This is a genomic window from Virgibacillus salexigens, assembly GCF_000723585.1.
Classification (GTDB): Bacteria; Bacillota; Bacilli; order Bacillales; family Amphibacillaceae; genus Virgibacillus; species Virgibacillus salexigens.
Genome location: NZ_CCDP010000001.1, coordinates 678,975 through 695,778, shown reverse-complemented (window position 1 = coordinate 695,778; position 16,804 = coordinate 678,975). Strand labels below are relative to the sequence as shown.

Below are 16,804 nucleotides of genomic sequence, written 5' to 3'. Positions count from 1 at the left end.
ATGGATACCAAGCAACCAAATATTTTATTTATTATGAGTGATGACCATGCTGCCCAAGCAATAAGTTCATATAATCATACCCCACTTGTAGAAACGCCAAATATTGATAGAATTGCAAATGAAGGCATGCGCTTTGATCACGTTTATTGCACCAATTCATTATGTGCACCGAGTAGAGCTACGATCCTTACTGGCAATTATAGTCATGAAAATGGTGTGAGAGGGTTGTCCGAGCATTTTGACGGAAGGCAGCAAACCTTCCCTAAACTACTTCAGGAAAACGGATACGATACTGCAATTATTGGTAAATGGCATCTTGGACATGGTGGAAATAGTGATCCAACTGGATTTAATTATTGGAATATTTTCCCTGACCAAGGGGATTATTATGATCCTGTCATGATTGAAATGGGTGAGGAAAAAAAAGTAAAGGGTTATGCAACGGATATCGTTACGGATCTATCCATTGATTGGCTTGAAAACAAAAATAGGAAACAGCCCTTTATGATGATGGTACACCATAAAGCGCCCCACCGCCCTTGGCAACCACCGGAAAAATATAAGCAGCTATTTGAAGACAAAGCGGTGCATTTCCCTAATACATTTAATGATACGTATGCTGATCGAGCCAATGCAGCGAAAATTGCAGACATGCGTATTGAAGATTTAAAAGAAGAGGATGTTAAAGGGGTGCCGCCAGCAGGGCTTTCTAAGCAAGAAATGAAGCAGTGGAAATACCAGCGTTATATAAAGGACTATTTACGTTGTGTGGTATCTATTGATGACAATGTTGGTAAGTTACTAGATTACCTAGATAAGAATGGCCTAGCCGAAGACACGATTGTTATCTACACATCCGATCAGGGCTTTTTCTTAGGAGAGCATGGTTGGTATGATAAACGATTTATGTATGAAGAATCACTACGAATGCCTTATGTAATGCGGTACCCTAAAGAGATCAAAGCAAATAGTGTATCTACGGATTTTATTATTAATAATGACTTCGCACCAACGTTTCTTGATTATTGCCAAGTACCAGCTAAAGAAAGCATGCAAGGAGAAAGCTTCAGAGTAATAGCAAAAGGAGATAAACCTAAGCTATGGCGTGATGCTGTATATTATCGTTATTGGGAGCATTTAACCATCCATCAAGTTACGGCCCATTATGGTGTACGAACAGAACGTTATAAGTTGATTTATTACTATGGAGATCCATTGGACGTAATTGGGGCTGTGAATAAACCAATGGAACCAGAATGGGAACTATTCGATTTAGAAAAGGACCCTATGGAGTTAAAGAATGAATACCACAATCCAGCATACGCTCCTGTTATTACGGAGCTTAAAAACAAACTAACCCAGCTGAGGGTACAGTATAATGAAACCATATAAGGGGGAAGGTTGATGAGAAAATGAATCAGAAACAACATCAAACAAAGCATTGTTGTACAGCTTCACGAAGTACATTCCAAGACAGCCAAACGAAGAAACAGCAAGTATTTGCGAGATCGGAGAATACAACAACCGATATGGTAGTTGTGCCCGGTGGAACATTTTTAATGGGTACAGAAAATCAAGCTGGATTTCCAGAAGACGGCGAAGGACCGATTAGATCCATCGAAGTAGCCCCCTTTTTGATTGATCCTTGTACAGTAACAAATGGATCGTTTCAACAATTTATTGCATCTACAGGTTATCGCACCGAAGCCGAGCAATATGGATGGTCATTTGTTTTCTATCAATTGATTAGTAAACAGACCAGAAAAAAGGTAACGCAACATGTTCCACAGACCCCTTGGTGGTGGGTAGTGGAAGGAGCAGATTGGAGACATCCAGAAGGGCCTGATTCAAACATAAATGGAAGAATGGATCATCCTGTGATTCATATATCTTGGAACGATGCAATGACTTACTGTAAATGGGCTGGAAAACGACTACCTACTGAAGCCGAATGGGAATTCGCTGCACGTGGAGGTCTTGAACAAAAAATATACCCTTGGGGAAATGAATTAACACCAAACGGCGTCCATCAATGTAACATTTGGCAAGGAACATTCCCTACTCAAAACACACAAGAGGATGGTTATTTTGGCACTGCCCCCGTAACAACATATCCCCCTAATAACTTCGGCCTATATAATGTTTCTGGCAACGTTTGGGAATGGTGTGCAGACTGGTTTACGGCAGACAATAACCTTCAAGCTGAATCAGTTCATCCAAAAGGACCAAATAGCTGCTCAAGTAAAGTAATGCGTGGTGGTTCGTATTTATGTCATCACAGTTATTGTAATCGGTATCGAGTTGCTGCAAGGTCAGCAAATACACCTGATAGCTCAACTGGAAATCTCGGATTTCGTTGTGTAAAGGATCTTTCATCCAACTAATAAACACAGGTCTTCCATATTCTCTGTGGAAGACCTTATATTAACAACTATGCCTCTGAATAAATCAATTGAACAAAATGCTGCAGTAGTTTAGCTGTTAATCCCCAAATCACTTTGTCTTGATACTGATAGAATAGTTCATCCAATTCACGTAGTCGCCATTCGTATTTTTTGCCACCTTGAATCAGGTTATATGGGAAATTATCTTCTGGAATTACTTGAAAATTAACCTTATATACTTCGGGTTTGGTTTCAAGAAAATAGTGTAGTGGCACTGTAAATACTTCCTCCACTTCATCCCGATTCGGAACAATCTCTTCTGGATGACGTAATGTACCAACAAATGGAGTAATAATTCTCCCGAAGTCCGACACCATATAATCCAGAGGAATAACACTTTCCACTTGTTCTTCACTTATCCCTAATTCTTCCGCTGTCTCTCGAATGGCACCATGTTTTTCATCTACATCGCCTTGTTCTAATCTTCCTCCTGGAAAACAAATATCTCCTGGTTGGTTTCGCATGTGAATAGAGCGAACTTCAAAGAGGAGATGTGTCTCGTTATTTATTTCCACCAGCGGAATTAATATTGCGAATTCATGGAAGTTTTCCCTTCCTAGTATCGTTGGTGTACGATCTTTTAGTTTAGCTATCACATCAGGTGCTTTCATTTCTTCACCTCCATGTATTCCATTACTTCAATTATACCTGCCAATAGATGGAATGAACAATAAGTAAACAGCACAAAACGATACAGGTGCTCTGTACCGTTTTATCATAGAACCTCTTTCTCCCTAGATCCGACAACCTATTTTATAATAGGCTCATTCAACTTTTACTGTCGATATTTCCCGGGAAATGATACGACGATATTTTTATATTGACGGTTTTCAACATGGAACGATAAATACTTCATTGCTCTTTCCTCCAAATAATCCTTGATTTAAATTTATTTATTCTATATTCAGAATTTATTTTAGTTTTCATCCCATAACCGTTTAATATTAGCCATCCCTATCTTTGATGCTTGTTTACACTCTTCCATACCTTCGAATTCAAGCGTAATATATCCATCATAACCTGCGTTTTTTATAAGTTTTATTATTTCCCTTAATTCAATATCTCCATGGCCAAAGATGGAACCTCTCAAATAATTATTATTAGCTGTTTTAATCCATTTTCCTTCTCCCGGATTTTGGTAAAATGGTCGATAATAGAAGTCTTTAAAATGTATGAGAGAAGCATAAGGGAGGTTCTTTTTGACCCCAACAATCGGAGCTTCATCTACACATAAAAAGTTTCCTATATCTAATGTCGTCTTAAAATTAGGTCTGTCCACCATTTGTATTACACGATGTACTCGATCGCTATGTTGTACAGCCATTCCATGATTCTCTATTGTCGTAGTAATACCAAATGCCGCTGCATAATCAGCAATTTGTCTAGAACCCTCGATAATTTGTGGCAAACTGTTTTCAAAGTACTCAATCGTCCGTTTCTCTGGGGGGAGTGTGAAGGCAGTCACATCATGACGCATATGCTTTATCCCCATACGTCGAATTAAATCCACATGTGCTTTCAAACGATTTACTTCTGCATGAAATTCCTCATCCGTGGGCTGGACAAAGTTAGCTGGAAGCGCATAATTGGATAGTTCAATACCTTCCTTTACAGCTTTTTCCTTAATAGCATCAGCTAAATTTGGATTGTCTACTAAAGTAAAGCCATACGGAACGATTTCCATATGTTCTCCTCCATTTTCCTTAATCCACTCAACTATATCGAGTACAGTCATTTCTCCAGAATTAATTGCATCTAACAAACTATACGTACTTAAACCTACTTTCATTTTTTATCACCTCTCATAGTTACTATTATTTTAAAAACAATTCAATAACTGGAATACTTACATTCGGCTTCTGTACAGGTAGATTTAATACAACAGAATCTCTGTCAATCGTTGTTTCCGTACTTGTAATGACTTCTTTAGGATCGTATTCAGCAAATCTAACTTCTGAAGCATCATGTAGAAATTGGCAATAAGATACTCTACCTGCTAAGCCTTTTACATGGATATGCTTGTATGGCCATGAAAATATGTGAAGATATAATTGGCTACCTCTTTGGGTATAACGGCAATCAATAGGCGCTTCAAATTCACTTTGTTTTGAACCATAGATAGAGCGAGCGTGTAATCTCATCCATTCTCCTATTGCTTTCAGACGAACTACCGAGTTTTCATCAATTTCTCCACGACCATTTGGTCCTATATTCAGGAGAAAATTACCGTTCTTAGAAACTGTATCAATCAGCATCTTTAATAATGTATCTGAAGACTTCCAATTTAAATTATCTCGATGATAGCCCCAGGATCCATTCATTGTTTGACATGCTTCCCAAATGACAGGTTGATTATTTTCTTTGTTAAGCCTATTCGGTTGAAACTGTTCAGGAGTCATGATACCTCTATTTAAATCCAACCGATCATTTAGAAGTATATTCGGCTGTAATTCTAGAACTAACTTTTCTAGTTCCTCTGATCGCCAATCAACAGCTCCTTTTCCCTTTGCCCAGCCCCAGTCTCTGTGAGAGTAAGAAAAGTCAAACCATAGATAATTAATTTCTCCGTAATTTGTTAATAATTCTCGGATTTGCCCTTTCAAATATTCTATATACGTATCCATGTTGCGATTTGCTAAAGAGCGCTTAGAAACATCGTCTCTTAATGGATGAAGCCCGTCAATTATAAAGTCAGGATGGTTCCAATCAATTAGTGAATGATAAAACCCTATCTTTAAACCTTCCTCACGCATTGCTTCTACTATCTCATAGAGCAAATCTCTCTTTATTACTGTATTTGTAACCTTATATTCCGTGAGTTTTGAATCCCATAAAACAAATCCTTCATGGTGTTTTGTGGTGATCACAACGTATTTCACACCTGCTTTTTTAGCATACTGTGCCCACTGCTTTGCATGTAGTAAATCGGGATTAAAATAATCAAAGTACTTTTTATACGCTTGTAAATCTATTTTTTCGCGCGTCATGAACCACTCATGTCTTGCACCAGCAGAATAAAGGCCAAAATGAATAAACAAACCAAATCGGTCGTGTATAAACCATTGAGGATCTCCGTAATTATTAGGCCAATTAATATACTTTAAATTCTCAGTAGGTACATTCACGAAAGAATACCTCCATTAAAATAATGTCATTTAATCCAATCGAACCTCTTCTCTTTTTTCACTAGATTCATAGATACCAGTTAGTATTCTCATCATTTCTATACCATCGTCAACAGGGCAAAGTGTTTCTCGTTCTCCTTTAACACAAGAAATAAAATGGTCAATCTCATGCTGAAAGCCCGTTTTAAAATCAAATGTCAATGCATCAATTTGAGGTGTGGTGTTTAGAATCGTATTATTTTTCTCAGTGATAAGTTGTAATTCTGGCTCAATTTCAGCACCTCCCTTATCTCCAAATACACTAACAGCAATTGTATCTTCCCTTGCGTGGAGCGTAAAACTGACATCAACCATTAATGACGCACCATTTTCAAAACGAATTACTGCATTAGCCATATCCTCTACCGTATTTTTATAGGGATCATAATCTGCCGCTTTATAATATGATTTATTTTCTATATTCGAACGGTTTCCCAATTTATGATAAGCATTACCACTTATCGATTGAAGCTTTGGTTTCCCCATAAGGTACCAGCACATATCAATAACATGAACGCCAAGATCAATAAGCGGGCCGCCTCCAGACCTCTCTTTATCGGCAAACCATCCACCCGGATTACCTAATGCACGAATACATGATGCTTTTGCATAATAAATATCACCAATATCTCCAGAGTCGATAAAACGCTTTAATACCTGTGTATTGGTCCCAAATCTTCTAACAAAACCTACTTGCAATGTTTGTTCACTTCTTTTTACTGCTTTCTGTATGTTCAAAGCTTCTTCAACAGTTTTACATAAAGGTTTTTCGATAAGTACATGTTTACCTGCATCCAATGCAGCTATCGAAATTTCAGCATGCGTATTATTCCATGTGCAAATACTTACTGCTTCAATCTCCGAATCTCTCAGTAGATCATAATAGTTTGTATAAAATTTCTTAGCATGGTGTTTTCCTGCTTTTTCTCTAGCTCTTTCTTCATTTATATCGCAAACCGCATAAATTTCTACATCTTGATGATTCTCGTACGATGCCAAATGCATCTCTGAAATAGAGCCTAACCCAATTATTCCAACCTTTATTTTTGCCATTGTTTTAGCTCCTCTTCACTTTTATTCAAATCTAACCTTGAATCATGTATTACCCAACAGAGAAAATTGTGGCAGCACCTTTGTGACCTAAATCCTTGTATCCCCTAACAGAATCGGGTATTTACTGGTAGTTGGCTCCACTTATCCTCCTACGACGAACGATTTCTTACTTATTTTGTCGACATTTCCCAGGAAATAGAAAATAATGTCTTACTTTTTTACAACTATCTGCAAATTAGTATTTTAAACCTTTACTTAGCTAGTGGACTCCCCTTCACAAAATATCCTAGCCTACTTAATACAAATTCACTAAACATCGAATTAGCCCAGGAGAACCATGGTCTCGTAAACCTTTCAGGGTTATCAACATGAAACCCTTCATGCATGAAATTTGTATTTGCATCCGTTTCTTTGAGAAGATCAAGAATCTGATCCTTTTCTATGCCTTCCTTCGCGGTCATCCCTTGCATTGCCAATGCAATAGGCCAAACATAGCCTTTAGGCGTATGTGGACTTCCTATTCCATTAGCTATTTTACCCTCATAATAATATGGGTTATTTACGCTAGTAATGAACCTACGTGTATTTTGATAAATAGGATCCATCACATCACAATAGCCTAAGTACGGCATGGATAGTAAGCTAGGTACATTTGCATCATCCATTAAATTATAATTTCCCCGTCCGTCTGTCTCATAGGCATAAATGATGCCGTATAGCGGATGTTCGACCTTACCAAACGTTTGTATTCCTTGATTAATTTGATCGGCTAAATGAATAGCTCTTTTCTTAAGATTTGCATCATGAAAAACTTCATCAGAAATTGTAGCAACTTGGCTTAGCACTACCACAGCAAACATGTTTGCTGGTACTAAATATCCGTATTGACACGCATCATCGCTAGGACGAAATCCACTCCATGTCATACCAGTATTATTTACAGGTAGACCCTTTCCTTCATTTGCTAACGTATCTTGCGGAGGACAATTTTCTCTTATAAATTGATAACTAGACTTTCTAAAATGGTATTGTTCGATCTGCCATGTATGAATAACCTGATGAACGGCTTTTATAAAATCTGCGTTAAAATGAGATGTTCTCCCTGTTGATTTCCAAAACAAGTAGGCTAATTGTATGGGATAACAAAGGGAATCTATTTCATACTTGCGCTCCCATATCCACGGTGTCATATCCGTTTTATCTTCGTTATAGCAATTTCCATTTGCGGTTTCATTAAATGCATTTGCATAAGGATCATGATTAATATAATTAACCTGCTTTTGTATTACGCCTTGAATAAGATCTGCCATATGTTTATCATGCTCTGCTAAAAGTAAATAGGGTCTTACTTGAGCTGTTGAATCTCTTAACCACATCGCTGGTATGTCTCCAGTAATGACAAAGGTAGATCCATCCCATTGTGGTCGAATCGTCGTTTCATAGGTGTTCTTGAAACAACTTTCGAACATCGTTTGTATTTTTGGATCACCGCTGAACTTTTCCTTCACTTGATCAATAAGGTCGGTCATTGATGTAGGTAGGTTTTTTGACATAGTCCCCGTAACACATCCTTTGCAAGTTGCTACTAATTCTAACCAATGGTTTCAGCTTTCTTGAAGCCAACTGTAACGATTTCATTCTGATTTACTGGTATTACTAATTTGCTAGAACTAGTAGGTATGGATAAGGTCTCTAATTCTTCTTCAAGAATATTACTCCTGTATACTTGAACAGATCCTATTGGCATACGTGTTGATAACCAAGCTTCTGTTTCTGCCATATTAAATCCACGAAAAATGATATCATTTGATGTATGCGAAACCTTTAATGCTGTGAAACTAACTTTGGTAGACTCCCATTCGATAAAAGCGTATGTTGGGGGAAGCTCTCCTGTTTGAAGTCCCAACTGATTGACTGTCCATGGTACTTGAGATTGGTAAGAAGCTTGATAACTTGCAAGCCTGCTTTGTTCTCCTTCATGAGGAAAAATGGAATACGAAACGATGTGTTCACCTAAACATTGAGCGTCCGGTGTCGGAAAATAGCCCCAATCTCCCAATTCTCCTACAGCTCGAAGTAATGTAATTGCGATTGTATTTCTGCCATCACGTAATATTTCATATTCATTTAGACCAAGATTACTAACTGTCAAGCCACTCTTTTCATTACTTATATTTACAAATGCTTGCTGATGTTGCGAATGATCTGGGTTTTTCCATTCTTTTGCAGGCTTATTAAATCTTTTGACAACTTCAAACACCGAATCTGTATAATGAACATCGGATAGAATATCTGTTGGAAATAATACGCGCATACGGTGATCCTTAGCCTGATTGTTAAAGGAAGTAGTGATATACACTCCCTTACTATTTTTCTCCAACCTCACTCTTGTAGTAATTTTATGTGTAATTGTTTCAGATACTCGTTGCGACTTCCTCTCTGTAAACCAAACGAGCTCCTTCTGTTCTTGATGCAAATATGTGGAAGCACTTATTGGTAATTCCCATTCATGAACGATTTCATATTCAGCCTGAAAGGGCGTATCCTTCACAACAAATATTTTTGCTTGTATATTTCGCGTAGTGATTGTTTTTTCACCGCTTGGTTGTTTATACATGTATTCATTACCAATGTCACCTGTATCTTCATAAATACATAAATCGTTATATTGTTGACCATTTATTTTATTTGTTACTGTTAACGATCCATTTGGATTAATTTTTACATGCAAATAATGATTCTCCATTTCCCGATCATTACAAATTAAAGAATCCCACACACAATCATTTGCAGATCCCTCAGCTAATACCAAAGCAAATGAGTTATACCCTAGCGCAGGGATATTTTCAGCTTCAAAAGTCAGCCGTAATCTTCTTGCCATATAAGGCCGTCTGAATTCGTCCTTCGGTAAATCAAAATCAAACTCGATACCTAAATCTTCTATCTGGCAGTCTAGTATATTCCCGTGATTATCTAGCACTTCCCTATCCTGAATAGAAAAATTCTTCAGCTTTTGTTTATTTATTCCCTCAGATAGGTACTGTTTTACAACATCCAAATTAATCGTAATAACTCCTGTACGATTGTGACCAGTAGTATTAAACACAACAAATGGAATGGTTGATTTTCCCCATTTGTTAAACATGGACGTATCTATTTCTCCTGACAAAAATGTAAGGCTTTTATTAATCATCCCTTTTGCCACTTGGCGAGTCTTTTCAAACCGCGTAACCATTTCCCGGTGGACGTCATCAATGCTACAGCCACAGATACTATCATGCGGATGATTCTGCATTAATGTTTTCCATCCATATTCAAATAAGTCATGATCATATGCATCCCCCTGTAACCACGCAAATGAAGCAAGTGGTTCTGCAACCTTTTCTAGAAGTACTTGATTCTGTTGATTTAATTGTTTTAAATAAATACGTGAAGATGCTGTATTAACAAGTGTTCCCCATCCATCCGTATGTTGACTTCTCAACTCGCCATCAATGATTTTTACATCGTTTGGTATCGCTGAAGATAGTTCCTTGCAATAATCATTGAAATTCGAATGTTTAAAATCTATATTGGGATACAATTTCTTTGCAACTTGTATAGCCTCTGGTAAATTATATTGAACAGGTTGATGATCACAACCATTCATTACTAGCATCTGTGATGATGAAGCATATTTTTCTAATGACTTTAGTTGGCTTTGCCAATAGATTTTCGCGCTTTCATCATCCAGGGGTATTTCATTTCCATTACAGTACCAATTAGCAAATAGAATACCGATTACCGTAGATCCGTCTGGTGAGCGCCAGCACATTTCCGAATAAGGCGATTCATAACTGGATGCCTCTTGAATCATGTTATTAAATCCTGTTGGCTTTACCCCTCTCCCAAAGACAGCATGATGAATGCCGGCCTGACGTAATAGCTGAGGAGCTTGCCCAATATTACCGAATGTATCTGGAAAATAGCCAATCTTAGTCACGCCGCCCCAATCATTTGAATCCTTTATACCATATAATAAATTCCTAACATTTGATTCACTGCTCGTTAAAAAAGCGTCCTGCAAAATATACCAAGGACCAACATGAATCCTTCCTTCTTTAATATATGTTTTCAACTTTCATTTCAGGTCGAACTTGTACATAATCATCCAGCATAATCGTTTGGCCATCTAAGTGAAAGCTTTTGTAACCCTGATTATTTTCCAGTGCTTCTAAGAGTCGATCCATCAACTCAACCAGAAGAATATGATGTCTTTCATATGGTAAATACCATTCTCTGTCCCAATGAGTATGGGAAATAATATGCACTGTCTGATTATCTTCCAATCTTCTCCCTCCTCCTATTAGGATATTCGATAATTGTAAAGTATCTGCTAATTTGCCTTATCAAATTTACAGAACCTTAGTTCTATACAAACATGGCTAGTATGCTTTTCTTAAAAAACAAGCATACCAGCCACTTACAACTATTTGACCCTGACTGAACTACAGTTAACTATCAGCCCAGCGGTCATAGGCATCTTGATAGATTTGAATATATTCCTTGATATTCATCTTTTCGATCGTCTCCACATATGTTTCCCAATTTGACAGAGGTTCAACTCCCGTAATAAATTTAGCTTCCATCTGTTCAACATACGATTGCAAATCAACCTCAATTGTATTTGCCTTCTTTTGTTCATCTGATGTTAAATAAACTAATGGGTAGGGCACTTCAGCGTATGGTTCAATCTTTTCTTCCGTTTCTGAGGCAATAAACTTGTCGAATTCTGATAACGGTCTTCCCTCAATAGGCCCACTTATAGTAGGAGTTGAAATACCATAATCGGGTGTAATCGTTCCCCGATAATCTTCCTCTGAATTAAACCCTTCAGGTATCTCACGGTCGACCTTTTCTCCTCCTTCTTCATCCTTCCATTCCCACATGTAGCCTTCAGGACCGCGATTCAAAAATTCATACCCTTCATTCGTATAAAAATAATCCACCCATCTGATCGACGCCTCAGGACTAGGGTTATTACTTGTAATTGAGAATGTACCTCTTTGAATTGCGGGGCTTCGAGGTATAATTGCTTCTTTCGATACTGAACTTGTTAACGGCTGAAACATTGGGTTATTTGTTGCTTCTTCTTCTGTTTCGCCAGTAGTAAAAAAGGAATAATAATCAGGAAATACACCAATTCGATTTTCCTGTCCCTTGGCTTTCTTTTGTTCATCCGATTGCGAGAAGGTTTCCGGGTCTAACAATTCTTCTTTATATAATTTATTCATAAACGTTAAGTATTCTTTATAGTTCTCTGTAATTGGGGTATATCGCACGTTGCCATTAACTTCCTCTATCCCCCATTCTTTCATTCCAAAAGCGCCTAATAACCATGGCCTTGAACTATTCATTTTTACGTCAAGTAATGGTATTTCATCAGCTTTTCCATTACCATTTGGATCCTCAGTCTTGAATCTTTGCAGTAATTTATAGAACGCGTCTACTGTTTTAGGTAACTCTTCAACACCTAATTCTTTCAGCCATTTTCCGTTATACCATAAAGGTCCTTTGTACCAGCTCGATGTAGGACCATCCGCTACAGTAGGTAGTGAATAAATATGTCCATCAATCGTTGTAATTGACTTTTTGACATCTGGTCTCTCATCAAGAAGCTTTTGCAAATTCGGTGCATGCTCGGCAATTAGATCTTCTAAAGGTAAGAGCACATCTTGTTGTCCATAATCGACTTCCATTGCAGGGGTTAAATTACTAGTACCTGCACCATAGATAACATCTGCTATATCCCCACTAGCAAATGCTAGATTCAATTTTGTTTGGAAGTCATTGAGAGGTGGTGTAATGTATTCAAAGTTCATATTGGTCATCTCTGCATATTTTTGTAATGTAGGCATTTCATTCCACTCAGCAAGACCTGTTCCAGGAGCCATCATTGATAGCTCGATTGGATCCTTAACAATAGGAAATCCTTCGTCATTTACTTTTATATTCTCTTTTGCAGTAGTTTCTTCACTTGCATTTTCAGACTTACATGCGGCTAACCCAAATAAAATGAATGCAACAAGCGTAAATAGTATCCATACTTTCTTCATACTACAATTCCCCTTCCTTTAATGTTTTTTTCCTAACAAATCGTCCAACATTCCCCCCTTCTTCCAATTACCTATTAACTAGCCTTTTAAAGAACCAATCAAAACGCCCTTCACAAAATACCGCTGGAGGAATGGGTAGACGATTATTACTGGTAATGAAGAAACAATCATAACCCCATACTTAACAATCGCAGCAAGCTGCTGTTTACTATGCATTGCTTCCGCCATACTTCCAGAAATATTTGTATTTTGTGAGGCCATTTCTTGTAATACGAGTATTTCTCTTAACACCAATTGTAGTGGGTACATATCTTTATCAGATAAATAAATTAAAGCATTGAAGTAGCCATTCCAGTGTCCAACTCCATAAAATAGAGCCATCACAGCAATAATTGGTGCTGATAAAGGTAAAATGATTTTGGTGAATAATTTAAAGTTTGAAGCCCCATCAATGATCGCTGCCTCTTCTAACCCTTTTGGAATAGAAGTTTGGAAGAATACACGGGCAATTACAATATTCCATACAGCTGCAGCATTCGGTAAAACCATTGCCCATATCGTATCAATTAATCCTAAGCTTTTTACGACGAGATAGGTTGGAATTAATCCACCACTAAAAAACATGGTTAATACAAACATCCCCATCAATAAATTTCTTCCTGCAAAATCTTTTCGAGATAATGCATATGCTGCAGGAATCGTAACCGCTAAATTAATCAATGTCCCAAGAATGGTATAAAAAATCGTGTTGAAATAACCTCTCCAAATATCATTGTTTTGAAAGATTAATCTATATCCTTCTAGTGTTATATCTTTTGGAAGCAGCCACATTTCGCCGGAATTGACAGCCGACGGATTACTGATCGAGGCACTTATGATATATATAAGTGGATATAAAACAATAACAAGAGCAGCTGTTAAAAATAAGAACACCAAAACCTTAAACAACTTATCTTTTTTTGTTTCTTGAATTGAAGTACTCATAAGCTGATAACCTCCTACCAAAGACTTGTCTCACTTGTTTTCCTAGCAATGTGATTTACTATAACAAGTAAAATCGCATTGATCACTGCATTAAATAGTCCAACTGCAGCGGCAAAACTATATTGTGCATCTAATAAACCAGCCTGATAGACAAATGTAGCGATAACATTTGAAGATTCAAGGTTTAATGGATTTTGTAAAAGTAATATCTTTTCAAAGCCCATTGCCATTATGTTCCCCATATTCATGATTAAAAGGATAATCATCGTTGGAACAATCGCTGGAATATTAATATGCCATATCCGCTGTAGCCGGGAAGCCCCATCCACAATAGCTGCCTCATGATGCTGCGGGTCCACGCCTGACAGTGCAGCAAGGTAAATGATGGTTCCCCAACCTGTACTTTGCCAAACGCCAGAGAAAACATATACGGTTTTAAACCATTCTGGTTCACTCAAGAAAGCCACTGGTTCTAGCCCTAAGAGCTGCATTCCGTGATTTATAATACCAGTTGCAGGTGATAAAAATGCTATTACCATACCCGCCATAACTACTACGGATATAAAATGCGGTGCATAGGTTACTGTTTGCACTGTACGCTTATATAGGCCATCCTTTGCTTCATTTAATGCTAATGCTAGTATAATAGGTAGTGGGAATCCTACGATTAATTCATAAATACTTATTCCTAACGTATTTTTAATTAGATCCCAAAAATAATAGGATTCAAAAAATCTAGTAAAGTGTTCTAAGCCTACCCACTCACTTCCCCATATTCCAAGCGTAGGAATGAAATCCTTAAACGCAATTTGAACGCCATACATAGGCACATAATGGAAAATTATAAAATATAAGAAGGCTGGCAATACAAAGATGTATAATTGCCAATTTTGTAGGATCTTTCTATTTTTTCCTTTTTTCCTCGTTTTTTTCTTTTTCACCGAATCTTGATTTCTGATAGGCTGAGTATGCTGAACATAATTGTCTTCTTTAGGTAGTGGTGAATTAGCAGGGCTCATCGAATCTCCCCCTTTCCCATTTAAGAAACTGCTTACATGTTACATTTTTCAGAAAATACAATCAATATGTCGTTTTCGTCATCGCTTGTCAAAAAACATCTTTCTATATGCACAGCAATAGCTTTGCAGCTTGTACTATGTCATATTTAACTGACTATGTTTCACTTTACATAAGCAAAGACGGTAGCTTTAATGTCAATCCAAAAAACAAACCCTGCAATATATGCATGTATCATACATATATTGCAGGGTTACTAAAAAGAAAATAGTGGGGGGATATTTTACCCCCTCTACGTTTCCGTACAGTTAATACCTAAATACAATTACCGGGCCGCTCTTCCACCTTTGTTATCTAATTCGAAAAACCTCAACAATTGTCTTTTCGTCATTAAGTTGATCTGGTATTGTCACCTTTAACCCTTTATTTATTTGTTTAAAATCTAGGTTCCACTCATAGCCTACTAGCGTAACTTGTTGTGCAAGATGTTCGTATGGAATAAGCACCTCATTTTCATCCAAACCAACCTGTTTGGATAATCGAAAACAATAGGTTATGTCGTCCTTTCTGGTAAAAGCAAAATCATTCGTATAATAAGGGGCACATATTCTTGTTCCATAAATAGCTTCCCCATAAATGGCTAACCATTGCCCGAGTTCTTCCATTCGTTTGATAGCTCCTTCAGGTAGACGACCATCTGGTTGAGGAGCTACATTTAAAGCCAAATTGCCACCTTTTGCGACAACTTCTATTAATGTATGAATGATTTCTGTAGTTGATTTGTAGGTATCTTCATATTTAAATGAGAAGGAGGTTCCCATTGTAATACAGCTTTCCCAAGGTACCTGTATTGGATGATCTGGAATTGTTTGTTCAGGGGTAATATAATTTTCAAATTCTCCTCCCATCATTCGATCAGCAGTTAATAATCCAGGTTGGACACTTCTAGCTTTTTCAACTACTTCACCTAAGCAAATATCTTGTTGATCATTTCCAACCCATCCAGCATCCAGCCAAAGTATATCAATGTCACCATAATACATCATTAATTCCATTATTTGATTGTGATTAAATTGGACATATTTTTCCCATAACCGAGGGTATTGTTTGGGATCATAGGAAGGCCCCCTCCACGTTTTCTTACCAAACTCCGCCCCTGAGGACCAATAATAAGGAGTATGCCAATCTGCTTTAGAATAATATGCTGCGATTCCAAGGCCCCTTTCGCGAAACGCATGGAATACATGCTTACAGATGTCAGCATATTTATGCATATGGAATGGACAATCTTTAGCTGTAATTCGATAATTTGTTTCTTTGGTATCCCACATACAAAAGCCATCGTGATGCTTCGTCGTAAATATCACGTATTTAAAGCCTGCTCGTTTTGCTAAATCAGCCCATATCTGCGGTTGAAAGCGAATTGGATTAAATGTTTTATTCAAATTAACATATTGACGCTTAAACTCCTCTCCATCTGCTACCCAGTCAATACCTTCTCTTGACCACTCTGCATCGTCATCACTTAATGCCCACGATTCCACAATCCCTAATTGTGAATATGGCCCCCAGTGCATCATTAATGCCAATTTCTGATCTTTAAACCACTCTAATCGTTCTAACACCTTAGGGTCTCTAGGCTCTATCCAACTCTCCTCAGCACTATAGTGATGCTTTCCTTCTTCCACAACATGATTTGTTGTTTCATCTTTCATGACTATTAGCTCCTTTAACTAGAATAGACTCTACCACTTCCAGCTTGCTTTCTTCCTCGCACCTAATCAATATGTGGTTCATTTCTACTTGTACTTCCTTTTCACTAAAACGATACTAACAAGGAGCCTCTCTATTATTACTATGTGAAAGTTCTATTTCTATGTGGTTGTTGATAGAATAACGTCAACAATCACAAAAGGAAACTAATCAAAAGGCAGCTTACTTCCTACCCAACTGGGTATACTCCCAGTGCATAGAGCTATTATCCTCTTTTGAGCTAAAATCATTGACCTCTCGATATCTCTACACCACTTCCAATCCCCACAAGAGA

General features: G+C 37.5%; 13 protein-coding genes. 2 read left to right on the top strand and 11 right to left on the bottom strand.

Features of this window, described 5'->3' with window-relative positions:
- On the top strand, window positions 1-1,392 hold the full coding sequence (locus tag BN990_RS03250) for a sulfatase family protein (RefSeq protein ID WP_038242337.1): 1,392 nt from the start codon (window positions 1-3) through the stop codon (window positions 1,390-1,392).
- A gap of 20 nt (window positions 1,393-1,412) precedes the next feature.
- Complete coding sequence (locus BN990_RS03245; protein ID WP_021289713.1) at window positions 1,413-2,384, top strand: formylglycine-generating enzyme family protein; 972 nt, start codon at window positions 1,413-1,415, stop codon at window positions 2,382-2,384.
- A 47-nt stretch (window positions 2,385-2,431) separates the two neighbouring features.
- Here BN990_RS03245 and BN990_RS03240 read toward each other — a convergent pair whose 3' ends face one another.
- The 11 genes from BN990_RS03240 to BN990_RS03195 form a co-directional block, all read right to left on the bottom strand.
- A complete protein-coding gene (locus tag BN990_RS03240) occupies window positions 2,432-3,055 on the bottom strand; it encodes an NUDIX hydrolase (protein WP_038242334.1) in 624 nt (207 codons plus the stop codon).
- A gap of 305 nt (window positions 3,056-3,360) precedes the next feature.
- Complete coding sequence (locus tag BN990_RS03235) at window positions 3,361-4,233, bottom strand: sugar phosphate isomerase/epimerase family protein (protein WP_021289715.1); 873 nt, start codon at window positions 4,231-4,233, stop codon at window positions 3,361-3,363.
- A gap of 25 nt (window positions 4,234-4,258) precedes the next feature.
- Window positions 4,259-5,569: an alpha-L-fucosidase gene (locus BN990_RS03230; RefSeq protein WP_081856100.1), complete on the bottom strand. Its 1,311-nt coding sequence runs from the start codon at window positions 5,567-5,569 to the stop codon at window positions 4,259-4,261.
- A gap of 30 nt (window positions 5,570-5,599) precedes the next feature.
- Window positions 5,600-6,661, bottom strand: a complete 1,062-nt coding sequence (locus BN990_RS03225) for a Gfo/Idh/MocA family protein (protein WP_038242331.1) — start codon at window positions 6,659-6,661, stop codon at window positions 5,600-5,602.
- Between the two features lie 251 nt (window positions 6,662-6,912).
- Window positions 6,913-8,214 (bottom strand): glycoside hydrolase family 125 protein, encoded by a 1,302-nt coding sequence (locus tag BN990_RS03220; RefSeq protein WP_021289718.1) that lies wholly within the window; start codon window positions 8,212-8,214, stop codon window positions 6,913-6,915.
- 38 nt (window positions 8,215-8,252) lie between these two features.
- Window positions 8,253-10,778, bottom strand: a complete 2,526-nt coding sequence (locus BN990_RS03215; RefSeq protein WP_306465007.1) for an alpha-mannosidase — start codon at window positions 10,776-10,778, stop codon at window positions 8,253-8,255.
- Window positions 10,762-10,989, bottom strand: a complete 228-nt coding sequence (locus tag BN990_RS23460) for a polysaccharide deacetylase family protein (protein ID WP_306465008.1) — start codon at window positions 10,987-10,989, stop codon at window positions 10,762-10,764. Before BN990_RS23460 ends, BN990_RS03215 begins: the two co-directional genes overlap by 17 nt.
- Before the next feature lie 165 nt (window positions 10,990-11,154).
- Window positions 11,155-12,756, bottom strand: coding sequence for a type 2 periplasmic-binding domain-containing protein (locus BN990_RS03210; protein ID WP_021289720.1), 1,602 nt, complete (start codon window positions 12,754-12,756; stop codon window positions 11,155-11,157).
- 78 nt (window positions 12,757-12,834) lie between these two features.
- Window positions 12,835-13,740, bottom strand: a complete 906-nt coding sequence (locus BN990_RS03205; protein WP_021289721.1) for a carbohydrate ABC transporter permease — start codon at window positions 13,738-13,740, stop codon at window positions 12,835-12,837.
- Between the two features lie 14 nt (window positions 13,741-13,754).
- A complete protein-coding gene (locus BN990_RS03200; protein ID WP_051739007.1) occupies window positions 13,755-14,759 on the bottom strand; it encodes an ABC transporter permease in 1,005 nt (334 codons plus the stop codon).
- A 348-nt stretch (window positions 14,760-15,107) separates the two neighbouring features.
- Window positions 15,108-16,472, bottom strand: a complete 1,365-nt coding sequence (locus BN990_RS03195) for an alpha-L-fucosidase (RefSeq protein ID WP_038242328.1) — start codon at window positions 16,470-16,472, stop codon at window positions 15,108-15,110.
- Between the last annotated feature and the right edge of the window lie 332 nt (window positions 16,473-16,804).